Annotated in this window: 24 protein-coding genes and 1 tRNA gene; 10 read left to right on the top strand and 15 right to left on the bottom strand. The window is 39.0% G+C overall.

Annotated elements, in window-relative coordinates; all coding sequences use genetic code 11:
- Positions 1–61 precede the first annotated feature (61 nt).
- From DWZ33_RS12495 to DWZ33_RS12475, 5 genes are all read left to right on the top strand, one after another.
- On the top strand, positions 62–742 hold the full coding sequence (locus DWZ33_RS12495; protein WP_022936523.1) for a response regulator transcription factor: 681 nt from the start codon (positions 62–64) through the stop codon (positions 740–742).
- A gap of 92 nt (positions 743–834) precedes the next feature.
- Entirely contained in the window at positions 835–1,758 is a 924-nt protein-coding gene (locus DWZ33_RS12490; RefSeq protein WP_118455042.1) for an ABC transporter ATP-binding protein, read from the top strand.
- The gene (locus tag DWZ33_RS12485) at positions 1,751–2,521 is read left to right on the top strand and encodes an ABC transporter permease (RefSeq protein ID WP_118455041.1); all 771 of its coding nucleotides are present in this window, start codon (positions 1,751–1,753) and stop codon (positions 2,519–2,521) included. The genes DWZ33_RS12490 and DWZ33_RS12485 overlap by 8 nt, the downstream gene beginning before the upstream one ends.
- 10 nt (positions 2,522–2,531) lie before the next feature.
- On the top strand, positions 2,532–3,434 hold the full coding sequence (locus tag DWZ33_RS12480) for a sensor histidine kinase (RefSeq protein ID WP_118455040.1): 903 nt from the start codon (positions 2,532–2,534) through the stop codon (positions 3,432–3,434).
- 226 nt (positions 3,435–3,660) lie between these two features.
- A tRNA-Gln gene (locus tag DWZ33_RS12475) sits at positions 3,661–3,734 on the top strand.
- Between the two features lie 51 nt (positions 3,735–3,785).
- Here DWZ33_RS12475 and DWZ33_RS12470 read toward each other — a convergent pair.
- Positions 3,786–4,868 carry a DUF6933 domain-containing protein gene (locus DWZ33_RS12470; RefSeq protein ID WP_118455039.1) on the bottom strand — a complete coding sequence of 361 codons (1,083 nt, stop codon included), beginning with the start codon at positions 4,866–4,868 and terminating at the stop codon, positions 3,786–3,788.
- 132 nt (positions 4,869–5,000) lie between these two features.
- On the opposite strand from DWZ33_RS12470, the gene DWZ33_RS12465 reads away from it, so the two are divergent.
- From DWZ33_RS12465 to DWZ33_RS12450, 4 genes are read left to right on the top strand one after another with little or no spacing between them, the layout of a single operon-like run.
- Positions 5,001–5,720: a biosynthetic peptidoglycan transglycosylase gene (locus DWZ33_RS12465; protein WP_118455038.1), complete on the top strand. Its 720-nt coding sequence runs from the start codon at positions 5,001–5,003 to the stop codon at positions 5,718–5,720.
- A 42-nt stretch (positions 5,721–5,762) separates the two neighbouring features.
- Positions 5,763–6,497, top strand: coding sequence for a DUF975 family protein (locus tag DWZ33_RS12460; protein ID WP_118455037.1), 735 nt, complete (start codon positions 5,763–5,765; stop codon positions 6,495–6,497).
- A 5-nt stretch (positions 6,498–6,502) separates the two neighbouring features.
- Positions 6,503–7,219: an SDR family oxidoreductase gene (locus DWZ33_RS12455; RefSeq protein WP_118455036.1), complete on the top strand. Its 717-nt coding sequence runs from the start codon at positions 6,503–6,505 to the stop codon at positions 7,217–7,219.
- A gap of 17 nt (positions 7,220–7,236) precedes the next feature.
- A complete protein-coding gene (locus tag DWZ33_RS12450) occupies positions 7,237–7,950 on the top strand; it encodes a LytR/AlgR family response regulator transcription factor (protein WP_118455035.1) in 714 nt (237 codons plus the stop codon).
- 83 nt (positions 7,951–8,033) lie between these two features.
- Here the strand turns inward: DWZ33_RS12450 and DWZ33_RS12445 are convergent, their stop codons facing one another.
- The 3 genes from DWZ33_RS12445 to DWZ33_RS12435 all read right to left on the bottom strand — a co-directional run bounded on the left by DWZ33_RS12445 (position 8,034) and on the right by DWZ33_RS12435 (position 10,447).
- On the bottom strand, positions 8,034–8,723 hold the full coding sequence (locus tag DWZ33_RS12445) for an alpha/beta fold hydrolase (protein ID WP_118455034.1): 690 nt from the start codon (positions 8,721–8,723) through the stop codon (positions 8,034–8,036).
- 57 nt (positions 8,724–8,780) lie between these two features.
- Positions 8,781–9,473, bottom strand: a complete 693-nt coding sequence (locus DWZ33_RS12440) for a hypothetical protein (protein ID WP_118455033.1) — start codon at positions 9,471–9,473, stop codon at positions 8,781–8,783.
- Positions 9,474–9,589: 116 nt separating this feature from the next.
- Positions 9,590–10,447 (bottom strand): DegV family protein, encoded by an 858-nt coding sequence (locus DWZ33_RS12435; RefSeq protein WP_022936511.1) that lies wholly within the window; start codon positions 10,445–10,447, stop codon positions 9,590–9,592.
- Between the two features lie 157 nt (positions 10,448–10,604).
- On the opposite strand from DWZ33_RS12435, the gene DWZ33_RS12430 reads away from it, so the two are divergent.
- Complete coding sequence (locus DWZ33_RS12430) at positions 10,605–11,168, top strand: TetR-like C-terminal domain-containing protein (RefSeq protein ID WP_022936510.1); 564 nt, start codon at positions 10,605–10,607, stop codon at positions 11,166–11,168.
- Positions 11,169–11,184: 16 nt separating this feature from the next.
- Here DWZ33_RS12430 and DWZ33_RS12425 read toward each other — a convergent pair whose 3' ends face one another.
- From DWZ33_RS12425 to DWZ33_RS12375, 11 genes are all read right to left on the bottom strand, one after another.
- The gene (locus DWZ33_RS12425; RefSeq protein ID WP_118455032.1) at positions 11,185–11,493 is read right to left on the bottom strand and encodes a hypothetical protein; all 309 of its coding nucleotides are present in this window, start codon (positions 11,491–11,493) and stop codon (positions 11,185–11,187) included.
- A 96-nt stretch (positions 11,494–11,589) separates the two neighbouring features.
- Positions 11,590–11,913: a hypothetical protein gene (locus tag DWZ33_RS12420; RefSeq protein ID WP_118455031.1), complete on the bottom strand. Its 324-nt coding sequence runs from the start codon at positions 11,911–11,913 to the stop codon at positions 11,590–11,592.
- Complete coding sequence (locus DWZ33_RS12415; protein ID WP_022936507.1) at positions 11,913–12,593, bottom strand: TIGR00266 family protein; 681 nt, start codon at positions 12,591–12,593, stop codon at positions 11,913–11,915. The genes DWZ33_RS12420 and DWZ33_RS12415 overlap by 1 nt, the downstream gene beginning before the upstream one ends.
- A gap of 96 nt (positions 12,594–12,689) precedes the next feature.
- Entirely contained in the window at positions 12,690–12,899 is a 210-nt protein-coding gene (locus tag DWZ33_RS12410) for a helix-turn-helix transcriptional regulator (protein WP_118455030.1), read from the bottom strand.
- The gene (locus DWZ33_RS12405; protein WP_118455029.1) at positions 12,889–13,080 is read right to left on the bottom strand and encodes a FeoB-associated Cys-rich membrane protein; all 192 of its coding nucleotides are present in this window, start codon (positions 13,078–13,080) and stop codon (positions 12,889–12,891) included. The genes DWZ33_RS12410 and DWZ33_RS12405 overlap by 11 nt, the downstream gene beginning before the upstream one ends.
- A 25-nt stretch (positions 13,081–13,105) precedes the next feature.
- Positions 13,106–15,124 (bottom strand): ferrous iron transport protein B, encoded by a 2,019-nt coding sequence (gene feoB / locus DWZ33_RS12400; RefSeq protein WP_118455028.1) that lies wholly within the window; start codon positions 15,122–15,124, stop codon positions 13,106–13,108.
- A gap of 65 nt (positions 15,125–15,189) precedes the next feature.
- Positions 15,190–15,411, bottom strand: a complete 222-nt coding sequence (locus tag DWZ33_RS12395; protein WP_022936503.1) for a FeoA family protein — start codon at positions 15,409–15,411, stop codon at positions 15,190–15,192.
- Between the two features lie 11 nt (positions 15,412–15,422).
- The gene (locus DWZ33_RS12390) at positions 15,423–15,641 is read right to left on the bottom strand and encodes a FeoA family protein (protein WP_034456310.1); all 219 of its coding nucleotides are present in this window, start codon (positions 15,639–15,641) and stop codon (positions 15,423–15,425) included.
- 178 nt (positions 15,642–15,819) lie between these two features.
- Positions 15,820–20,253 carry an Ig-like domain-containing protein gene (locus tag DWZ33_RS12385; RefSeq protein WP_118455027.1) on the bottom strand — a complete coding sequence of 1,478 codons (4,434 nt, stop codon included), beginning with the start codon at positions 20,251–20,253 and terminating at the stop codon, positions 15,820–15,822.
- Between the two features lie 12 nt (positions 20,254–20,265).
- Entirely contained in the window at positions 20,266–20,607 is a 342-nt protein-coding gene (locus DWZ33_RS12380) for a hypothetical protein (RefSeq protein WP_118455026.1), read from the bottom strand.
- 75 nt (positions 20,608–20,682) lie between these two features.
- The gene (locus DWZ33_RS12375) at positions 20,683–22,728 is read right to left on the bottom strand and encodes an N-acetylmuramoyl-L-alanine amidase family protein (RefSeq protein ID WP_118455025.1); all 2,046 of its coding nucleotides are present in this window, start codon (positions 22,726–22,728) and stop codon (positions 20,683–20,685) included.
- Positions 22,729–22,758 lie beyond the last annotated feature (30 nt).

The raw sequence follows: 22,758 nt of genomic DNA, 5'->3' as shown, positions 1-22,758 counted from the left end.
AATTGCACATACGGCACAGTCAATGTAGATTTTAAAAACAACCGGAAGAAGGTAACACAAGATGAGCAAGCGGATTTTAGTCATTGAAGATAATACAGATATTAATACGATGTTAATAAATGCCCTGTCTAATGCTGACTATCAGGCACATGCCGCTTATACCGGCATTGATGGATTGAATAAACTGCAGCATACCCAATATGACTTGATTCTGCTTGATATAATGCTTCCTGACAAAAACGGTGATGAGCTTTTAAAAGAACTAAGGACTTTTTCAACATGTCCGGTCATCATCATATCCGCAAAAGATGCAGTCAGCATAAAAATCGACTTACTTAAATTAGGGGCAGATGATTATGTAACGAAACCCTTTGATCTTGATGAATTAATCGCAAGGGTGGAAACAAACATCCGCCGTTCTCAAAATACATATGATGTCCGTTTGCTAAAGTATAAAGATCTGACTCTTAATACTGAAACAAAGCGTACAGCAATTAATGAGATTGAAATAGATTTGACTGCTAAAGAATATTCAATCTTAGAATTACTTTTAACACATAACGGCAAAGTGTTCACAAAAGCAAATTTATATGAATCTATTTGGGGAGAAGATTATCTTGGTGACGATAACGCTGTCAAAGCACACATCAGCAATATTCGCAGCAAGCTTAAATCGGCAAATCCTCATGAGGAATATATTGAAACCGTTTGGGGCTTAGGATATCGGTTATATAAAGGCTGATTGATAATTATTTATACTTTCTTAAAATCTTAACCTTTTCTAAACCATTATCCTTTATTCTGTACCCATACAGAAAACAAGGAGGCCGTTGAATGGATGAATATGTTTTAAAAACCAGATCACTGACAAAAACCTACCGCAATACTGTTGCCTTGGATAATGTAACTATCACATTGAAGCCCGGCAGGATTTATGGACTCATCGGGCATAATGGGGCGGGAAAAACAACCTTTATGCGCCTTATCGCTGGCTTGACCTTTCCAACCAGCGGCGAAATAAATTTGTTTGGCTATACACAAGCCAAACATTTGCAGCATGCTCGGCAAAGAATCGGTTTTATGATAGAAGCACCTGCAATTAATACATCAATGAGTGCAAAAGAAAATGTACATCTGCATCGCATCATAAAAGGAATACCCAATGAGGAATTAGAACAGGAATTGCTTGCATTAGTCGGTCTGCAAAATACCGGCAAGAAAAAAGCCCGAAACTTTTCTTTAGGCATGAAACAGCGATTAGGTATCGCTCTTTCATTGATTGGAAGCCCGGAGCTATTGATTTTAGATGAGCCGATCAATGGACTTGATCCAGTCGGCATCGTAGATATGCGCAATCTCTTACAAACCCTATGCGCTGAGAAAAACATCACTATATTGCTGTCCAGTCATAATCTGTCACAGCTTTATCAAGTCGCTACCGATTATATCATCATCGATCACGGCAAAATTATTGAAACGATCACCCTGTCAGAGCTTGAGGAACAATGCAAACAGTATGTGCTGTTACGCACCAATCAGCCAGAATTATTGGTCAGCACATTGGAAAAAGAGTTACATACTCAAAATTATCTTGTAATGCCGGATAAATCCATACGTTTATTTGATTTTACAGATCGTATGGAGACGCTTGCCGCATTATTTCAACGCGAAAATATACTTATTACTAACTTATCAATTGAGGGTAATACATTAGAAAACTATTATATAAATTTAGTGGAAAGGAGCAGAAATGTTTAATCTAATTCGATGTGAAATGATAAAACTAAGCAAATCGCTGCCAATCAAAATCATGTTCTTGCTGATGGCTGCACTTTCCTTTGTATCTTCTATTTCAAGTTTTAACTATGTTGGCTCTGAACATGCCGAAGAATTAGAAATTGCCTTAACAGGCTTTGATGCTTTTTTTTCATCATTGCGTGACATGCCGACAATTACAGTAATCGGCATTCTTATAGTCGGCATATTGATATGCAATGATTTTGAAAATCGTACAATTCAAACTGAAATTGCAGCTGGACATAGCCGAACTGCCATCATGTTCAGCAAAATCCTCGCCTTTGGGATTGCCTATTGCTTAGTATTTTTGCCATATCCATTAGGACGCGCTGTTTTTCAAGGAATCTTTATACAATTTGGTACATCCATAACAGCAGATGTGATTTTCAAAATGCTTGTGGTATTTTTAACAATCATACTTAACGCGATGGCGATCAATGGCTTGACACTCTTTTTAGCATTTATTGTGCGAAAACCAATGATTGTTATGGGTGTAAGTTTTGTACTGATTGTGCTTGGCGGCAATGCGCTGATGTCAATTGGTGCTGCCAATTATGAAATAGGCCGCTTGCTCGCGAAAACACCACTAGGAGCATTTAAGGAACTGGCCCTGTGCGGATATGCTTCTATAAATTTATTACAATCGGCTTTCGTCAGTGTACTATGTATTATTGCCGTAATTGCAGTGACACATATTTTCTTCCGAAAAGCCGAATTAAAATGAGTGTGCGGCGATGAATAGCCTTATTGTATTGCTGGTCTTACTGCTGCTGATATCATTGCTGTATGTATTTATACTTTCCAAACAAATACGCAGAATACAGCGGCAGCTAGCCGAGCGCCGGGATAAAAACACAAATCAGCCGATTTCTTTAGAATTATTAAATACTGAATTATCCTTGCTGGCAGCGAATATTAATCAGTGTTTAGAAATAGGACAGCAAGCTGTATCAAACAGTATCCAAAAGGAAAACACACTTAGAGAAACAATTGCAAGTATCTCTCATGATTTACGCACACCGCTCACCGCGATCAAGGGGTATCTGCAATTGCTTGAACAGGATAATTTGACGGACGGGCAGATGGAAAAACTTGTAATCATCAAAAAACACGTTGATGAAATGGCATTGCTTACAGAGCACTTTTGGGAATATTCCTATTTTTCATTATGCCAACAAGATATACCTCTGAAACGAATAAATCTGGCAAACTTAACGGCTGAAAATCTGGCAAATTATGTTTCACAATTAGAAAATAAGGGTTTATCCGTAACATATAAACACGATAAGCCTCTATTTGTACGTGCTGATGAGAACTATACGACAAGAATCTTACAGAATCTGATACAAAATTGTATTACTCATTCTGTGGGCGATATCGAAATAGAATTAAAAAATATTGGGAATGTTGTAATACTGTCAGTTAAAAACCCTGTGCAAAAAGATATTGACTTGAATGTGCAGCATATCTTTGACAGATTCTATACCACTGATAAGTCGCGGGGAAAAGCTTCTGGTTTAGGCTTAACGGTTGTGAATCTGCTGATTACGAAAATGGGTGGCCGAGCGATTGCCAGTCTTGAAAATGCAATGCTGGAAATACAAATTGAATTTCTAGAGTGGGTGGATGATAAATAAAAATTATGGCATCCTATCTAGTGTGCCTTTGGATAATCCAGGAGCTCAAGGAATGAATTTTCCTCAACAACAGGAATCATTTTGATTTCGTTCCTGAAGGTGAAAAACTTTTAAAATTTCATCTTGCATTTTTATTTGAAATCTTATATACTATTAGCAGGGATTTTGTGTGCTCATTATCCCAAGCAGAAAATGATGAATCATTCATTGTTTTCACCCCATCTTTAGGAGGATGGTCAAGTGGTAAGACGACAGATTCTGGCTCTGTAATCGAGGGTTCGATCCCTTCTCCTCCTGCCAATTAAAAAATACGAACAAGTTCAGCAGAGCTTGTTCTTTTTTATAATTCATTTAATGATGATCATGATTCGACCGGCATGCCTGCGGCCATTTATTCAACAGTTGGTTCAGCCGTTCATCACTGCAGGCTTTCTCATAGCGGTCACCAAAATTACCGGCCATTAACTGACGGCGTCTTTTGCTTTTGGGATTGCTGATGATTTTCAGATACTCAAGATAGCTTTTTTCAGTACGGACATTTAAAGGCGGCCGGATGCCTTCACGTTCTATTAAATATGGACCTGATCGATGGCCCTCTTCAATAATTCCCTCTAACACAATAGTATGCCGCCATGTATTTTGATAAACACAGTCTTTACAGCTCTCAATCAGCGCTGACAGACATCGGTGAGTATCCCCGTTTTCACTAGCGATCACACTGCCATCCTGCAGCCGCTGCTCATCTACCTGAAATTCATACTTCATCGCCGACGGCCACTGAAACAAGATTTTGATGACCTCATGAAGCAGATGAAAGGTAAAATGAGCCGGAATGGTAAAGCGGCGCATCACGGTGGTCTGGTTTAAATCAAGGCTGACACGAAGCTGATAAGTACGCGTATTAATTAGATTTGTCTGGTTTAAATCATAGACTCTGTTTAATTGCCGAAGCATTCGCTTATAAGGCATGTCAATCACTTTGCCATAGGTCTGCGGCTGATGAGAGAGCAGCACTGATAATCTCGGCTGACAAACCATATTAGGTTCAAAGCATTTACAATAATGATTACGAATATCCTGACATAACGCATTGAGTTTAGAAACCAAGCTCATGCCGCTGCATGCCGCATAGCTGATTTTACCCTCGATATATCGTTCAACGATTTGTAAATCAATTCCCTCTTCCAGCAAGGCGGCCTTGATTGCCGTTAAAAAGAGCTGTTTTGGGTGCCGCATATCAGCATCTGACGGTCGATAAATTAATACTGGATAACGTGTAACATTATTCATTAAAACAAAAATACGGCGGCGGTCAATGGTAATCATATGAACGTGCCATGCATAAAAATCAATTTCATGTCCCTGATGGTGCTCAAGATCACCATCATTGATTTTCAGTTTATTCTGCATTGTCTTTGTACATTGTAGAAGCATCGCCGATCCTTTCCGCAGCCAATAACGTCTAAATAGCGGCTGCCGGTATAAAATATAGTATAAAACAAACAACGCCGCTTTTCAATTTCACACAAAAATGATATAGTAAATCACGTTCTTAGGAGGTAAGCCATGAAAAAGCATCTCAAACGCTGTATAACCTGTCTGCTGCTGACCGCATTGCTCTTTTTATCAGCGACTTTTTGTGTTGGTTATCGTCGTTATGTGTCAATTCGCAGTAATGAATCCATGACGCTTACCATCCAAGCTATACAGGATGACGCCTCCTATACACCGCTTAATGCAATCAGCAAAGATTTTATCAATGCGATTCTGGCTGTTGAAGACCCGCATTTTTACACTCATAAAGGCATTCGTATCGCTAAAATAGTTGAGGCCGTAATTACCGATATAATCCATCTGAATTATGTCATGGGCGGCTCTACAATAACCCAGCAGCTGGCTAAAAACCTATTTCTTGATCAGGATAAGAATTTATCTCGAAAAGTAGCAGAATTGTTCTTTGCACGCGATCTGGAGAGTGCATTGACCAAGGATGAAATTCTGACGCTTTATTTGAATATCATTTATTTCGGAGACGGCTATTACGGCATTCAAGACGCGGCGCAGGGCTATTTTCATAAAAACGCCGATGAATTAACACTAGATGAGGCAACATTGCTGGCCGGTCTTCCGCAAGCTCCGGCAGTGCTGCAGCTGTCTGATGGTTATGAGGCCGCCAGAAAGCGTCAGCTTGAGGTTCTTGACGCAATGCTTAAGCAAGCATTAATCACTCAAGAACAGGCCGATATAATCAGGTATCAGAGTGACACTTCTGAAATAAACACTTAAAATAGTTGATTGATTAGCGTATAATAATAGTGAGGTGATTTTATGTGGACACGTTCCGAATTAAAAGCACGCGCCAAAGCTTCAATTAAAGCGAATTACTGGCAGTGCCTGCTCGTTTGTATCGTCATCGCGGTACTGGCCGGCAATTTCATATCCGTCGAATATAACCTCGATTATCAGGAATTCACATTGAATTTAGGTTCAATGACTTCCTACTATAATCGGCCCCTGCTTTTTCTTTCTTTATTCTCAGCTTCTTTGCTGGGAATCCTTGGCATTATTTACAGCATTTTTATTATTAATCCATTAAATGTCGGTAAGGCCCGTTACTTCTTGGAAAACCGTGAAGAGCCTTCATCCATGGAAGCCCTGCTGTTTACATTCAGACAAAAGGATTACTTCAACATTGTGGCGATTATGTTTATGTGCAATCTGTATATCTTCCTATGGACCCTGCTGTTTATTATACCGGGTATTATTAAAAGCATTGAGTACAGTCAAATTTCATATATTCTTGCTGAAAATCCAGGACTTAATTCCCATCGGGTATTTCAAATGACACGGGAAATGACAATGGGTAATAAATGGGATATTTTCGTATTATACTTATCTTTCATTGGCTGGATGATTCTGTCTTCCTTCACCTGCGGCATTGTCGGTGTTGCTGTAATGCCTTATATGGAAGCTACCTATGCTGAGCTATATATTACCCTGCGTGATGAATACATTGATGCCGGATATGCCGGTTTTGATGAATTCTCAGGCTTTTACAGGTAACGCTTATGATCAGCAATCAATCTAAGGTCATGATTACCGGTGCCAGTGATGGTCTTGGTAAAGCATTGACGCTGGCGATTGCCAGCAAATATAGCTGCTCATTAGCAATCTGCGGCAGAAATGAAGCTAAGCTAAAGGAAACTGTACGTGCAGTCCATACCGTAAACCCATGTGTCAAGGTATTTGCGGCCTGCTTCGATGTTACTGATGATGAATGCTGTTATGCCTTCATCCGCAACGCTCAGGAAGCGCTTGGCGATATTGATATACTAATTAATAATGCCGGTGCTAATATAAAAAAAGATTTAGTAGAAAATATTGATTTGAATGATTTAAGATATATGCTTAATCTGAACTGTGTATCACCGCTGATCTTTATTCAAGGTGTACTTCCCCATATGAAGGAAGTCGGTGATGGACATATCATAAATATTCTTTCTTCAGTATGCAAGCATTCCATTGAAAACAGCGGCGCTTATTCTGCCAGTAAACACGCGATGGATATCCTGCATCAGATCTTATTAAAAGAAGTCCGAGAAAGTCATATCAAGGTTACTGGTATATATCCTGGTGGAATTAACACAAATTTCCGTACAAATGTCCGTGAAGATTACATGCATCCTAAAACAGTTGCCAACGCTATCCTTGCCGTATTAGAATGTGAGGATGATGCGGTTGTTCATGAACTTGTGCTGCGGCCTTTTGTTGAAAACAATTTTTAATTTTTAGGAGGCTCAACATGTTAAAATTTTCAATATGTGACAGCAATAAAGAAAATTTAGAAACACTCTATACAATGTTATTCGATGCTCTCACAGCTAATAAAACACCCTTTCTAATTACCAAATATGATAACTACAAAGAGGCGCTGAATCATTGTGACAACCATGTTGTCTATGATATTATCTTTATCGCCGTTGACGGTGAGGACAGTGAAGGAATGAAGCTGGCACGTTATATCCGCACCTATGACAGTCATTGCAAGATTGTGATAACTTCAGCGGTTAAGGACTATGCCTATGCTTCTTATGGAATACGTGCCTTTAATTATATTCTTCAGCCGTATAATGCGCAAGAAGTTAAAGCGCTGGCTGATGAATTATGTCATATTTTCCAAAAAATAGATGCCCGCTACATCACGCTGAATTCTAAGTTTGGTTATTATCGAATCAAACACAAGGATATCGTCTATGTGGAAAGCTTAAAACGGCAGGTATTCTTCCACTGCAAGGATGGCAGTGTCATATCAATTAATGATAAGCTGGATAATATCGAGAAGCAATTAGATGATCGAAGATTTCTGCGATGTCATAAAAGCTATTTAGTCAGTATGAATTATATTAATAAGCTGGAAAATCGGCATTTTACTTTAATCAGTAATATCACGATACCGATCCCAAAAGAATCTTTAAATAGTATTAAAAAACAATATGCTGATTATATTGAGAATTAAAAATTTTGAATTACTGAGAATGACAATCAAGGGATGTCATTCTTTTTTTATACAAGTAAAATAAAATCCCTTAAGTATTTAGCTTAAGGGATTAAGTTGCCAGCCAAGAATTCAAGAACGATCTGATTAAATATCTGATCCTGTTTAAACGCGCAGAAATGATCTGCCTTAGGGATGATTGCCAGCTTTGCATCAGGCAGTGAAGCGGCAATTTTTTGTGTATGTGCCTTTTTAATCATATCATGCTCACCCGCAATGACTAGTGCCGGACATTGAACGCGTGTCAAATCTTTAAATGACAGCTTAGGTTCCTTGACCATCAGTGCGAGCAGCTGCCGATTAAGCCCTTTAGCGAAAGCATATTCACGCAAAATTGACAGATATACACTAGTTTTCAGACCGCTTGGCATAATATTGGCCCCATTTAAAATAATGCGTTTAAATAATTGCGGCTGTTTCAACGCGGCCAGTAAAGCAATATTAGCTCCATCACTGAAGCCCAGCACATTCACCGGCGGCAGATTTAATGCCTCAATGGTCTTTATGACATCATCAGCCATCAGCGTTAAAGAAAGCGGCGCTGTACCTACATCACTTTTACCGTGAGCACGGCTGTCCATAAAAATACATTGATAATATTTTGTGAATAATGACTGCTGACGCTGAAAATAATGACTGTCTTCACCATTGCCATGGAGAAAAAGCAAGGGCTCACCCTCGCCTTCAATTTCCAGATACAGTCTGCATTGATTTACATAAATAATGGTTTCCATGCTTATTATTATACATCAAAGCCATTCATTGAATCACTCATTTTTATCTAAATTTCATCAGGATATCATTTGAGCGCCGATTTCATAATGCCATTCATTATCCGTTTTAACCGCCTTGCAATCAGCAAACCAATAAGCGCCTAAACCACTGCGCCATTTCTGTATTGTGAAAGTAAAATGGTTCTCATCGACAGTCTTAGCTTCAAGATTAAACAGCAGTCCTTTCTCAAAATATAGATTTTCATCATCAATAAGCCCTTCTTCTACAAGCTCATCATATGTTGCGGCCCGGGTATCAGTGCCCAGCATACTGCCGGCCATCCAGATTAACGCATCTTTTTCTGCTTCATCCAGATTGTCAGCCTTGCTTAAATCAAAAGCAATCATCTCAATCTTATCATTCAAGCCTGGATCAGTATCAAATAAATCCTGTATCACATCCAGATAGAAGCCAATCAGGTCATCTTCTTCTTTGACCACCTGAATTGATCCAATACATTGAATTGACATAGGATATGTTTCATTCACGGTTCCATTCGTGTCGATTAATACCTGCATTCCTTCCTTTAATGATTGAGTATCAAATTCACCGCCAACGTGTACTAAGCCATCCTTTCCCAGGATCATCATCTGATCATCTTTTATTTCCACAATTTTGCCCTCATACTGATAATGATCAATAGCATCAGGGCGGACAAGACTGCTGCAGCCGCATAACAGCATTAAGAGCATTGCACAGATAATTTTCATAAGCAGACCCTCCTTCTTTACTTTATTATGTCACTGAATGCCATGTTTTGCCAGCTTCCATTCTTAAGTTGCATTGATTGCACAATAACTTGCAAAGAAAAATGAGCTTTCGCTCATTAGTTTTTTAAACAAGATTGTACCGCAAAGCTGCCCAAGCCGGCATGACATGTAAGTACGGCAGGTAATTGTATAATTTTAAAACTCATATCAGTGCCAAACGCTTCTTTGGCCTTACTGAGAAAGGCTTCAACATTCTCCATGCCCTCAGCCTCCATGATATAAAATTCATGGGTTTCAGCATTTACGTTACGCTTTTTAAATTCTTCAATGATCATATCATAAATCTTGGAATCTGTTCTGGCCATTCCATATTTTTCAACGCAAGTACCATCTTCCTTTAAATAAAGCAGCGGCTTAATTTTAAGTAATGAAGCCATACCGGCAGCAACCGGTGAAATGCGGCCGCCTTTTTTCAGCTGCTCCAAATTCTTCGGATAAAGCATTGAATAAGTATCTTTGATTTTTGCCTTAAGCATTGTCAAAATATCATCCAGTGAACGTCCCGCATCCGCATAACGCTTCGCAGTCAATGCCATATCCAGCATTGGCGCGCCAACAGTCAGCGAATCAATCACATGTACATTTTTCATATCCAGATTTTTGGCGGTCATCAAGAAGCCCTGATAAGTGCCTGACAGATAAGAACTAATCGTTATAATTAGGATCGCATCATAATCAGCAGCCTTCCATTTCTTCATTAATTCTTCTACTCTGCCGATGTTAGGCTGAGAAGTTGTCGGCATCTCACCATTACGCAGCAAATCGGCAAACTGCTCGGCATTAATATCAATACCATCTGCATATTCAATCCCTTTATTCAGTACGCTGAGCGGTACAATTTCAATTCCGTATTTCTCTGAATCCTGAGGAATCAGTGTGGATGTAGTATCTGTAACTATCAAGAATTTAGACATAAATTTCCTCCGTTAAGTGAATTCATTATAACATGGTCAATCAAGAAGTCAATCATTTTTTTGACTTTATTAATTATTTAGTCATTTTATTAAGAGGGCTTGTTCGTCTTCTAAATCACTTAATTTTATGGTACAATGTCTGCATAGAGGTGAGATTATGAGCAGTTCAGCATTAACAAAAAAAGAATTGGGTCATGCTTTAAAAGAATTGATGAACCTCATGCCCATGAATAAAATCACCGTCGCCATGGTATGCGAAAAATGCGATTTGAACCGTCAGACCTTTTATTATCACTTTCAGGATATTTACGAATGCCTTGGTTATATCTATCAAAGTGAAGTTATCGAAAAGCTTCCGGAATTTGATTCTTTAGAACAATGGCCGGATCACTTTTTGAAAATCTTGAAATATATTGAACAGAATAAGGTATTCTGTCTGAATACATTTAATTCATTAGGCCGCGATCATTTGGAGATGTTTCTTTCAGAAACCTCATTTGCGATGGTAGAGAACGGTATCCGTCAATTTGCTCATGATGTGAATATTGATCCGGACAGACTTAATTTTATTGTTAATTTTTATGCGATTGCATTCTCTGGTTTAATTATTCAATGGCTGACCCGCGGCTGCCGTGACAGCAGTGAAGAGTTGGCGGCTACCTTATCAACGATGCTGCAGGGAAGCTTTACTAACGCGATTGACAATCTTAGAAACCAATAAGCATAAAAGCATCAGTCTAAGGCTGATGCTTTTTTATGTGCGGGTATCCCTTAAAATTAAACTTCATGTGCCGAATATACAAATTTCCCTGAATCATATCTGAGAGCCATTGTCCCTTTACCTGATAATTCAAATGTAAATAATGAAAGTAAATACTTCCTTTAAAACTAAATTGACGCTCATCAAAAGTGCCGCCAAAAAAGGAAGCATTTGCGCTGCCGATATTCAGCACACCATTCAATGCCTGTTTCTCAATCATGAAAATCAGATAGCCGCTCCGCTTCCCCCGCGGTGTCTCAAACACCAGATCATAATCCTTATCCACATTATCACTTCCAATTTAATCATAAGCAAATTCATAGCTTCTGCCATAGACAGCCATTATTTCATGTCCGATAAACAGACAGAATACTCTATTTGTCTAGTTTTTCTTGTTTGATTGAGCTTCATAGCGGGTTTGTATCTGCATACAGCGAAGCATAAACCCGATGGCCCAGAAAGGAATGCAGAACAGCATGAGCATCGCATAGGGCATAGGCAGCAGCATCGGCAGCAAAACAATCAGCAGCAGCATGCCGAATAAAATGAAATTCCTGCCCAATGCATGATTATAACCGCAGATGTCTTCTACCTTTGGCAGCTCCTCAGCATTTGCCATATATTGAACTGGATATGAACAATGTGAAATCCTGATACCCAGAACAATCATCAGCAGCACTGATCCGATATAAATCAGCCACAGCATTATTTCTTAGTTGGCATACAGGCAGCAATACGGCCAGCCAAAACATTAAATGGCATTGTCTGCAGCCAAACTTTACCTGGGCCTGTCAAGGTTGCCAAAAATAATCCTTCGCCTGAAAACAGGACATTCTTGACCCCTTTAACTGTTTCAACACTGAAATCAACGCTTGGTTCGTAGGCTGCGATATAACCTTGATCCACCTTCAGCTTTTCACCAGGTTTTAATGTTTTTTCCATCACTTCACCATCGATTTCCAGAAAAGCTGTACCAGGGCCGCTGATTTTCTGTAAGATAAATCCTTCTCCGCCAAAGAAACCAGCACCCGCCCGTTTGTTAACAAACACTTCCAGGATGACGCTCTCCTCGGCAGCTAAAAACGCTGTTTTTTGTATGATTAATGATTCACCTTCACTTAGCTGAACAGGTAAGATATTTCCCGGGAAACTGGAGCCAAAGGTAATCTTACCGCCTTCCTTAAGACATGTATAGGTTGTCATAAATATCGATTCACCGCTGAATGCCCGTGCCAATCCTTTCATCAGGCCGCCGCGGGTATTGCTGTTCATCTCAAAGCAGTCATCCATCCAGCTCATGCCGCCGGACTCAGTATATACACTTTCATCCTTACCGAGAGTCAATTCCACAGCTGGCAGCTGATTGCCGATTATTTCATATTTCATTTTAATTCCTCCTGTCGTTTCTTATATTATATACGATAAAAATAAAAAGATAGCTGACATTTCTGTCATGCTACCTCTTTATGAAATTAAAAGGAGTTAATCAGCCAGTTTGAATAATTCATCAACGGGTGTCTCAAGAAATTTAGCAATCTTAAGAACAGTGAGCAATGAAGGATTGCCCTTGCCCGCTTCTAGCTGTGATATTGTTTCACGCCTTACACCGACACATTTTGCCAGTTCTTCCTGTGTCAGATGCGCCTCTTTACGTATTCTTTTTAAATTTGAGAACCATTTATCAGCCTGCATGACGAGCCTTGCTCTCCTTAACCAGCTTATCGATTCCCTTTGCAGTGGCAGGATGGCATTTTCCACAGCTGCCGCTGCAGCCTGAACAACCGCCGCCGCAGCTGCCATGGTCTTTAATCAATGAGCGAATTGCCATGATACAAGCCGCCAGAAGTATGAGACCTACAACGAGTGTACCCATAAGTTCACCTCTCTATCCTTTCAGATTAGAAAATCATATTACCAATCAGATTAATCAATAATGCGGCAATATAAGCGACACCACATTGGAAAGCAATGGTAATCCATGTCCACTTAGCACTGCCCATTTCTCTGCGAATAGCACCGATAGCAGCAAAGCATGGCGCGCATAACAGATTAAATACCATAAATGAATAGGCGGATACCGGTGTAAAAAGCTGCGAAATCTGTGTCCATATTTCAGTACCATTTTCAGCCACTTCCTCTAAGCCATACAGGACACCAAAGGTACCGACAATATTTTCTTTCGCTATCAAACCAGTAAAGGTTGCGACAGCTGCCCGCCAGTCACCCCAGCCAAGCGGCGCAAACAATGGAGCAATCACATTACCAATTGATGCCAAAATACTTTCATTTGCATCAACCATTTCAAATGACCAGCTGAAGCTCGACATAAACCATACGAGAATAGTTGCCAGCAGGATAATCGTACCTGCTTTTTTAATAAAGGCTTTAGCACGATCCCACATATGGATAAACAAGCCCTTGACACTAGGCCAGTGATAGGCCGGCAGCTCCATGACAAATGGCGCTGGATCACCGCCGAAATATTTAGTTTTCTTTAACAGAATCCCGCAGACTATTACTGATGCCAGACCGATAAAATACATACTTGCAGATACCCAGGCAGCATCGTTAAATAAGGCACCGGCAAAGAGTCCAAAGATTGGCAGCTTTGCTGAACAAGGAATAAAGGTTGTCAGCATAATTGTCATTTTGCGGTCCTTTTCATCCTCTATTGTACGGCTTGCCATGATTCCCGGCACCCCGCAGCCTGTTGAAATCAGCATTGGAATAAAGCTTTTTCCAGATAACCCAAATTTGCGGAAAATTCGATCCATGATGAAGGCAACACGGGCCATATAACCGCAGTCTTCAAGAATTGAAAGCAGGAAAAACAGTACCATGATTTGAGGGACAAAGCCGAGTACAGCGCCGACACCGGCAATGATGCCATCTTGAATCAGACTGGTTAGCCATGGCGCGACATTTAATGATGTCAGCAGTGAATCAGCCGCATTGGGGATTATTTCACCAAACAATACATCGTTGACCCAATCGGTACCCATCGTACCGATCGTACTCATAGCAATATAATATACCGCCCACATTACTAAAGCAAAAATAGGCAGGGCCAGCCAGCGATTGGTAAGGACACGGTCAATTTTATCCGATATGGTCAGTGCCTCATGGTCATGACGAATCATGATTTGATCACGGATTTTAGCAATATACTCATAGCGCGCATTGGTTACAATACTTTCCGCGTCATCATCGTATTCCTGTTCGATTACTTCACGGGCTTTTTTTACAGATGCTTTATCATTTTCACTCAACGTTATATCCTTAAGACTTTCCTGATCATCCTCTAACAGCTTAACAGCATACCAGCGTGAGGATGTTTTATCAGCCTTATCACTTAATAGCTTTTCACACTCAAGCACCTTTTCTTTAAGCAAACCGGTATAAATTTCAACCGGCTGATAGGCTGAAGCATGTTCAGCCAATGAAAGCGCCTTTTCAATCATCCCATCAATGCCATTTGACTTTAACGCGGATATTTCACAAACCGGGCAGCCTAGACTTTTCGATAATTCATCAGCATGCAGCACATCTTTGCGTTCTTCGATGATATCAATCATATTTAATGCAATGACTGTCGGTATCCCTGTTTCAAGTAACTGGGTAGTCAGATATAGATTTCTTTCAAGATTAGTAGCATCAACCAAATTAATGATGACATCTGGTTTTTCCTGCATCAGAAAGTTTCTTGCGACTACCTCTTCCAAAGTATAAGGCGATAATGAATAGATGCCTGGTAAATCGATAACAGTAACATCTTTATGTCCCTTCAATTTACCTTCTTTTTTTTCAACCGTAACCCCTGGCCAGTTGCCGACATATTGACTGCTGCCAGTCAGCGCGTTAAATAATGTTGTCTTACCGCAGTTTGGATTACCTGCAAGTGCGATTCTCAAGCTCATAGTTTCCCTCCAATAGTTTACTTAAGTTAACTGATGATTCAAAAATTAAACAGAGTGACCTCTGCTTATAAAATTTCGATTTTCTCCGCATCCGCTTTACGAATACTTAATTCATATCCTCTTACTTTTACTTCCATGGGATCACCTAATGGTGCAACTTTACGAATATATACTTCCACACCTTTAGTAATTCCCATATCCATAATTCTGCGTTTCAGTCCCTTTTCACCATCAATTTTACTGACAGTGACAGTTTCACCGATTGACGCCTGACTTAATTGTCTCATACCCATCCTCCTTAGACTTCTACCTGGATTTTACCGGCCAGCTTCTCATCAATAGCAATTCGGCTGTCCTTGATATTTATAATCATATTTCCAGCATTGCGGGCAGTAATATATACATCGGCACCGGGTACAAATCCCAGATTTTTCAGATGTGTGCAAACATCTTCTTTGCCACGAATTTCAATAACCTTCATGCGTTCACCAATTCTACCTAATAAGAGCGGCATCATGCTACCTCCTTGGTTAGTTTAATCTAACTCACACCATGAGTTTACCTCGGATAACATTATTTGTCAATAGGCTGATAGCATATAAATATAATTTTTTCAAATGAAATGCATTCCCAGATTCAGGGAATAAGAAAAGATCTCTTCTATAATTGGAAGAGATCCTAACGAATAAAATAAATTATTCCTCAATACTGTCCTCAGCGACTGTTGTTTGCTGAATTTCTTCAGGAAGTGAGTCGGTTGGCTGAATGATTTCATTTTCTGGTTCAATTATGTCAGCATCCGTCTCATTAAACAGAGTGGGTTCAATACCATTAACTAAAACTTTCAGAACACTGTCTTCATAATAGAAGGTATAAGTGGTATCAGGTTCAAAATCAAATGATTTACCATTAATTGTTGCGTTAAAGGTTAAATCACAAACACCGTTAATATAACCATTGGCTTCCTGTGTTATAACCGCAAATTTCGCGCTTGATCCAGCATCAATAATAATTGGATGTGTACTGTCAGAAGCTTCGTCAATTATGATATTACCGGCAAAACTGCCATTGATCTTAAAGGAGGTGCCTTTTTCCATATGGATAAATGCTGCAGGGCGGTCTGGATATTTAGTTGTACTCTCATTTACCACATCATCAAACTTATCATAGAAAACCAGTGTGTTTCCTTCCTTAAGGATAAGTTCAGCACCCTCTTTCACATATAACTCTGACCCAGTAAGGAATTTAAAATCATTTTCAAATGTATAAATGCCGTTGCTTAAGATATAGGTTGTGTCTCCGTCAACTGGATAAATAAAAGTACCTGTCGATAAATCAAGACCTACAATGTTTAATGTGCTGCTTGACGCTGCCGCACCTCCATTTATTAAAAAACTAGTTCTCGACAAATCACTATTTCGAGTGATTAGCAATTCAGCATTATCTGTCAAACGAATCAATCCATTATAGCGATCAACTAATGGAAATCTTGTTTTATTATAAGACCCTGCCGCATACATTTTTACTATTCCTGTGTAGCTGCCATTATCCATAATGGTAATTGGCACTTCAACATTCTGACAGTCCGCTTCATTCATCGGATACACGTTATGATCCAAAACAACCTCGGATGCTTGTGAGCCGCCGCGCCAATTCTTAACTACATATAAATCTCTTAAAGTTCCATTTTCTTTTACAATAACTTTACCTGAACCCTTTACAAAGCCTGCTGAATCAACCAGACCATTACCACTGATTATCAGTGTACCATTTAGATTCAGCTGACCATAGCCGCCTGTATTATCCATATCAAAATGACCGGCTTTCGCACGTCCAGTGACCGCATTAATAATCAACGTTCCCTTTACCTCTAAAGTGATATTTTCTGGAACGGTAAGGCTTTGATATAGCTGTTTATGATCATTACGATCTGCAACTGTACCATCAGGGTTGTATTGTGCTTTACTTTCAATTCGTGCATCATAACCCTCATCACCGCTTATACATGGTACGACTAATGTTCTACCCTCTGGAATAATTAGATTCTGATCTAACGTTAAATCCTCCATCAAGATTATATTATCAGTTAATTCACTTGCAAAAGCTTCCTCTAGACTAGTGAATATCTGATCACCAATTCTTGCTACATAAGTACCCGCTTCCGCAAATAATGCATGAATATTTACATTATCAGTAACAGTAATTTCATATGTTTCTGAATGAGTCAGCAGTTCGTTTGCTTCATTATACCAACCCATGAATAAAACATCTGCTTTTGGTGAAGCCGTAAAACTTACACTTCTGCCAATAGAACTCATGGTTCCGCTATCAAGTGCATTACCTTTTGTATATGAAGCTGAAACAGAACCTAATGAATCATCAGATGAAGTAAACTCGATTTTTACATCCCCTTGCAGGAAGCGAACATTCTTAACAGCCGGTGAACCAGTCTCTTTTTTTGTGTGATAATAAGCTAAATAAGTATCTTTAACAGCATCTGCATTAACTTCAATAGGTAATGTATAGGTCGTCCATTCACTACTGGATGGTAACTTTACTTTTGTTTGGCTTGAAAATGATTTTATTTGTGCATTGTCCAGCGCCAGATAACTGCTTGAATAAGTGAAATCAGTCTTGTAATCAAATTGAAGGATTCCCGGCCCTGTGGTTGTTAAATGAAGGTTTTCATATTTGGCACCATTACCAATTTCATTAGGACTAAAGGCCAGAAAACCTTCTTTATCATAAATCACATTTGAAAATTTCCACGCATAACCTGTATTATTTTTCTGCGATACGCATTCTGCAAGAACAGAACCTTCGGATACAATATTATTTATTGCCACATCAACATTAATTGTTATGACTCGCTTTACGGATGCATGATTTTCACGATTAGCGGTCAGTGTTATGACAACATTATCTTTCGGCTGTGATATGATAAAGGAATTACCCTGATATTCCACAGGTTTTCCATTTACCTCAACAGCAATTGTCGTTTCTTCTTCAAGTGCTCCCATTATAATACGATACTCATTATCGGTTTCACTAATCGCATTTTGCTCAATCGTTATATCCTTTGCGATAGCATCATATTGTGTTGTTACTGATCCAGTGCGTAAGACAGTCAGCGTTTCTGGTAACTTAGCATAATCATAAAAACGAGCTTCTAATTCACGATCAGATAATAAATCAAAGGAAATGCTGCTATTTTCACTATACAGTTCACCATTCTCGTACCAGCCCATAAATTCGCGATGGTCAAGTATCTCTGCATTTAAAGTAAGTGATTCAGACAATGGTAATTCATACTCTTGCCCACTTACAATATCTCCTGATTGAGAATTAGATTTAATATTTACTTTTCCTTTCTCAGAATCGTAATTTATTTTTAATTTTTGTTTAACTTGACTATTTTCATCTATAAATCGAAAATTAGATAGCCACAGTGCATCAAGACCAGCAGCAAATGATTTACCTTTTATATAAGAAATCTTAACAGTATTGACTTCTAAAGGTAATTCAAATTGTCTAGTTGAAGGATCAATTTCTTCAAAAGAAGTAAACACAGAGCCATTGACTAAATGTGGTTCTTGAATTATCATCTCTTTTTCATTAATTGTTACAGAAAGATAATTCTCGTTTTTTTCACTCGAGAGTAGATAATCAAAAAGCAAATATCCTTTTCCCTGCACACTAAATTCAATTTCAGATACACTCCCATTAATTCCTTCATTGGTACTTTTCAGCCAATCTCTATCTAATACATGATTGAGTGCGAAAGGATTACCCGTATTATTGATATCGGTAAAATGTTCATCAATAAACATGCTAGATACATCAATTGCACTATCAGGTGATATAACATTCAGTGTATAAACAGCTGATAAACCACTGCCATCCTGCGCTAATCCCGTAATAACAGCAGTGCCGGGATTTTTCGCAACCAAATAATAATCCTCAAAATCAGCTACTTCTGGATTATCTGATGACCATTCCAACCATATATTTGTAGCATCAGACGGACAATAATCATAATAAATAATATCTATAACTGCACCTGCCACGACGGTATTGCTGTCTATATAAGGTGTCAGTGACGTCATTTTTGATGTATCTGCGGTTATAGTGATATTTGCTTTATTACCGTAAGTGTCACTAGCCGTAATCGTACAGGTACCTAAGCCCATTACTGTAACAAAACCATTTTCATCAACTGTTGCGACTGCATCATTAGATGAATTCCATGTTACCTTTTGACTTGCTGTTGAAGGTTTTACAGTTGCATGCAATTGAATTGTATCAGATACTTCGAGCACTTGATCAGTCTCTTGAATCGATAGTTCGTAAGTAATCGGTGTGCTGCCTCCACCTCCAGAGCCACCTGCTGAGCCGCTAGCTGAAGGTTTATTTACTTCTGGTGCTTGCTCAACATCTTTGCCTGTTTCTACATCTTTAATTACTGTATCCTTGCCAGCTTCTACGCCATCAACATTGGCTTCTACTTTTTCAATTGTTCCGCTTCCTTCAATTTTTACCGGAGCATCAGCTATGATTGTGCCTACTGTATTGCCTTTTGATACTTCTACCTTCGTATCTTTTGCACTTTCTGTTACCACCACATTCTTAACATCGGCATTTACCTTGATTTGCGTATCAGTTTTTACTTCAAGACTTTCTACCGGTGCCTGAATATCCACACTTGCATATGTCCGTGTACTTACTTCCTGTGCCGGGACTTCAATCACGATTTCACCTTTAGTTGTTGACTGGACTTCAATCTTCTCTACCTCACCCTTGAAGTTCTTATCTGGTGTTACCGCTGCTGTTTCTTCCAATACGATTGTCTTAACTTCTGTTTCGCCGCTTAATACGACTTCTGTATTTCTTGTCTGTGTGCTGATTGATTCAATCTTTGAATCAGTAATCGTTAACTTACCGGCCGTTTGGTTATCACCGATAACAACCAATTTACCTTTTACAGTTACACCTTTTAATTCTAACGCTTTGGCGGTTGTCACATCGACATACAGGTTACCTTCAATAACTTCACCTTCTATTGCTTCTGGATCTGTTAATACTACGGATTTTGATTCAGCTAATGGAATAGCTTTGCCATCTTCAGTCAACTCATAACCGTCTTAGACATAATCCTTCGCCATAACACCGGTACCTTTAATATAATAGCGGGCACCGTTATCCTCTCCCCAAGCATCTGCCTGCATGACACCGGATTCACCCATGAAGTACCAATGTTCATTGGAAGCGATCCAGCCAGTACGCATTGCACCGTTATCATCGAAAGCATACCAGCAGTTATTGTCTTTGATCCAACCCTTAGCTTTACTGCCATCTTCCTTAACATAAGACCATGTGCCGTTGTTATTGATCCAGCCAGAATTTCCTTCAGCAATCACTGGCAGATAATTCATAACTAATGAAGCTGACAGCAGTACACTTACTTTTATTTTCTTATTTTTCATAAGTTAATCTCCTTTTAAGAAAGACCTGTATCTATCATTCAGATACAGGTCTATACTCCTGCTTGTAATTATCAATTAATCTTCGATATTTTCAGAAACTGCAAAAGTAAAGGTGTACTCAACATTTACTTCAGCACCATTAGCATCTTTATAAGCAACAGTGACTACTATATTTTTATTAACCAACGCACTAACCTTTTGATTCAAAGCGTCTTCGCCAAGATAATTAGTTAATAATGTTAGTAAACCTTCATAAGTCGGTGTACCAGTAATATTTGTTGTGCTGCTATCATTAAATGTATAACCTGTTACACCTTCGTCGGTTAAGGTTGTTAAAATTGAGAAAATACCTGTACCAGTAATTTGTGATATAGTCGTTTCACCACTCAAAAATTCCGTATGAATTTTCACTGAGTCTGGCATTGTTATAGTAGCCAAATCATTTGTTTTTACATTTCCAACAGCTTCCGCGACTTTCTTTTTCAAATTTTCGATAGCTTCTTTTTCTAGATTCTCTTCATGCAATGGTATTACATAATTAACAACTTCTTTATTTGCAATTGTAAATTGTACCGCGAAAGAAGAACTATCGACAATATCGGCAAGTGTTAGCTTAAGCAATTCTTCTTTACTATCCTTTTTAAATAAGTCTTTCCCCCATTTTTCAAGATTTTCTGGAGAAATTGTACGTAAATCTGTCATCAATATATCACCAGTAGTATTGCCATTAAAACTTATTCTGACTGATTGGATATTCGTATAAGCTAAATCAACTCTTACTATCGAATCTAAAATCGTCTCTTTTGTAAAATTCCAAAGATTCTTAGATGTATCTTTGACTGTACCATTGATTACAATACAATCATGAACAGGATCGTTCTCAACGGTAAAAGTCACACCATTATTTTCAGCATTTGCTTTAAAGTCACCGTTTAATTCTTTATCAAATGCTTCTTTGAACTTTTCGGTTTCTGACTTTGTTGGTGTTATTGATCCTCCGCCTCCGCCAGAACCACCTGTTGAGCCGCCAGTTGAAGGTTTATTTACTTCAGGTGCTTGCTCAACATCCTTGCCTGTTTCTACATCTTTGATTACTGTATCCTTGCCTGCTTCTACGCCGTCAACATTTGCTTCAACTTTGTTAATCGTTCCGCTTCCTTCAATTTTTACCGGAGCATCTGCTGTAATAGTACCTACTGTACTGCCTTTTGATACTTCTACCTTCGTATCTTTTGCACTTTCTGTTACCACCACATTCTTAACATCGGCATTTACCTTGATTTGCGTATCGGTCTTTACTTCAAGACTTTCTACCGGTGCCTGAATATCCACACTCGCATATGTCCGTGTACTTACTTCCTGTGCAGGAACTTCAATCACGATTTCACCTTTGGTTGTTGACTGTACTTCAATCTTCTCTACTTCACCTTTGAAGTTCTTGTCCGGTGTTACCGCTGCTGTTTCTTCCAATACGATCGTCTTAACTTCTGTTTCGCCGCTTAATACGACTTCTGTATTTCTTGTCTGTGTACTGATTGCTTCAATCTTTGAATCAGTGATCGTTAACTTACCGGCTGTTTGGTTGTCACCAATAACAACCAATTTACCTTTTACAGTTACACCTTTTAATTCTAACGCTTTCGCTGTTGTCACATCAACATACAGGTTACCTTCAATGACTTCGCCTTCTATTGCTTCTGGATCTGTTAATACTACCGATTTTGATTCAGCTAATGGAATAGCTTTGCCATCTTCAGTCAATTCATAACCGTCTTTGACATAATCCTTCGCCATAACACCGGTACCTTTAATATAATAGCGGGCGCCGTTATCCTCTACCCAAGCATCTGCCTGCATGACACCGGATTCACCCATGAAATACCAATGCTCATTGGAAGCGATCCAACCGGTACGCATTGCTCCGTTATCATCGAAAGCATACCAGCAGTTATTATCTTTGATCCAACCCTTAGCTTTACTGCCATCTTCCTTAACATAAGACCATGTGCCATTGTTATTGACCCATTGAGCTTCAGCCGCTCTGATTGGCATTGCTGCTGAACAGAGCATTGCAGCTATGACTAAAGCAGTCATCGCTGACTTTGTTTTGTTTGATTTCATTTTAATTACCTCCCCAGGTATTGAAAGAAT

The sequence above is a fragment of the Dielma fastidiosa genome (genome assembly GCF_003475485.1).
Classification (GTDB): Bacteria; Bacillota_I; Bacilli_A; order Erysipelotrichales; family Erysipelotrichaceae; genus Dielma; species Dielma fastidiosa.
Note: the sequence above shows the minus strand (reverse complement) of the source record. Positions and strands in the feature narration are given on the sequence as shown.

What these genes read in the sequence shown, in the direction of transcription:
- DWZ33_RS12495 (WP_022936523.1), top strand. Translation starts at nt 62, where the DNA reads ATGAGCAAGCGGATTTTAGTCATTGAAGATAATACAGATATTAATACG.
- DWZ33_RS12490 (WP_118455042.1), top strand. Translation starts at nt 835, where the DNA reads ATGGATGAATATGTTTTAAAAACCAGATCACTGACAAAAACCTACCGC.
- DWZ33_RS12485 (WP_118455041.1), top strand. Translation starts at nt 1,751, where the DNA reads ATGTTTAATCTAATTCGATGTGAAATGATAAAACTAAGCAAATCGCTG.
- DWZ33_RS12480 (WP_118455040.1), top strand. Translation starts at nt 2,532, where the DNA reads ATGAATAGCCTTATTGTATTGCTGGTCTTACTGCTGCTGATATCATTG.
- DWZ33_RS12470 (WP_118455039.1), bottom strand. Translation starts at nt 4,868, where the DNA reads ATGCTTCTACAATGTACAAAGACAATGCAGAATAAACTGAAAATCAAT.
- DWZ33_RS12465 (WP_118455038.1), top strand. Translation starts at nt 5,001, where the DNA reads ATGAAAAAGCATCTCAAACGCTGTATAACCTGTCTGCTGCTGACCGCA.
- DWZ33_RS12460 (WP_118455037.1), top strand. Translation starts at nt 5,763, where the DNA reads ATGTGGACACGTTCCGAATTAAAAGCACGCGCCAAAGCTTCAATTAAA.
- DWZ33_RS12455 (WP_118455036.1), top strand. Translation starts at nt 6,503, where the DNA reads ATGATCAGCAATCAATCTAAGGTCATGATTACCGGTGCCAGTGATGGT.
- DWZ33_RS12450 (WP_118455035.1), top strand. Translation starts at nt 7,237, where the DNA reads ATGTTAAAATTTTCAATATGTGACAGCAATAAAGAAAATTTAGAAACA.
- DWZ33_RS12445 (WP_118455034.1), bottom strand. Translation starts at nt 8,723, where the DNA reads ATGGAAACCATTATTTATGTAAATCAATGCAGACTGTATCTGGAAATT.
- DWZ33_RS12440 (WP_118455033.1), bottom strand. Translation starts at nt 9,473, where the DNA reads ATGAAAATTATCTGTGCAATGCTCTTAATGCTGTTATGCGGCTGCAGC.
- DWZ33_RS12435 (WP_022936511.1), bottom strand. Translation starts at nt 10,447, where the DNA reads ATGTCTAAATTCTTGATAGTTACAGATACTACATCCACACTGATTCCT.
- DWZ33_RS12430 (WP_022936510.1), top strand. Translation starts at nt 10,605, where the DNA reads ATGAGCAGTTCAGCATTAACAAAAAAAGAATTGGGTCATGCTTTAAAA.
- DWZ33_RS12420 (WP_118455031.1), bottom strand. Translation starts at nt 11,913, where the DNA reads ATGCTGTGGCTGATTTATATCGGATCAGTGCTGCTGATGATTGTTCTG.
- DWZ33_RS12415 (WP_022936507.1), bottom strand. Translation starts at nt 12,593, where the DNA reads ATGAAATATGAAATAATCGGCAATCAGCTGCCAGCTGTGGAATTGACT.
- DWZ33_RS12410 (WP_118455030.1), bottom strand. Translation starts at nt 12,899, where the DNA reads ATGCAGGCTGATAAATGGTTCTCAAATTTAAAAAGAATACGTAAAGAG.
- DWZ33_RS12405 (WP_118455029.1), bottom strand. Translation starts at nt 13,080, where the DNA reads ATGGGTACACTCGTTGTAGGTCTCATACTTCTGGCGGCTTGTATCATG.
- feoB (WP_118455028.1), bottom strand. Translation starts at nt 15,124, where the DNA reads ATGAGCTTGAGAATCGCACTTGCAGGTAATCCAAACTGCGGTAAGACA.
- DWZ33_RS12395 (WP_022936503.1), bottom strand. Translation starts at nt 15,411, where the DNA reads ATGAGACAATTAAGTCAGGCGTCAATCGGTGAAACTGTCACTGTCAGT.
- DWZ33_RS12390 (WP_034456310.1), bottom strand. Translation starts at nt 15,641, where the DNA reads ATGATGCCGCTCTTATTAGGTAGAATTGGTGAACGCATGAAGGTTATT.
- DWZ33_RS12380 (WP_118455026.1), bottom strand. Translation starts at nt 20,607, where the DNA reads ATGAAAAATAAGAAAATAAAAGTAAGTGTACTGCTGTCAGCTTCATTA.
- DWZ33_RS12375 (WP_118455025.1), bottom strand. Translation starts at nt 22,728, where the DNA reads ATGAAATCAAACAAAACAAAGTCAGCGATGACTGCTTTAGTCATAGCT.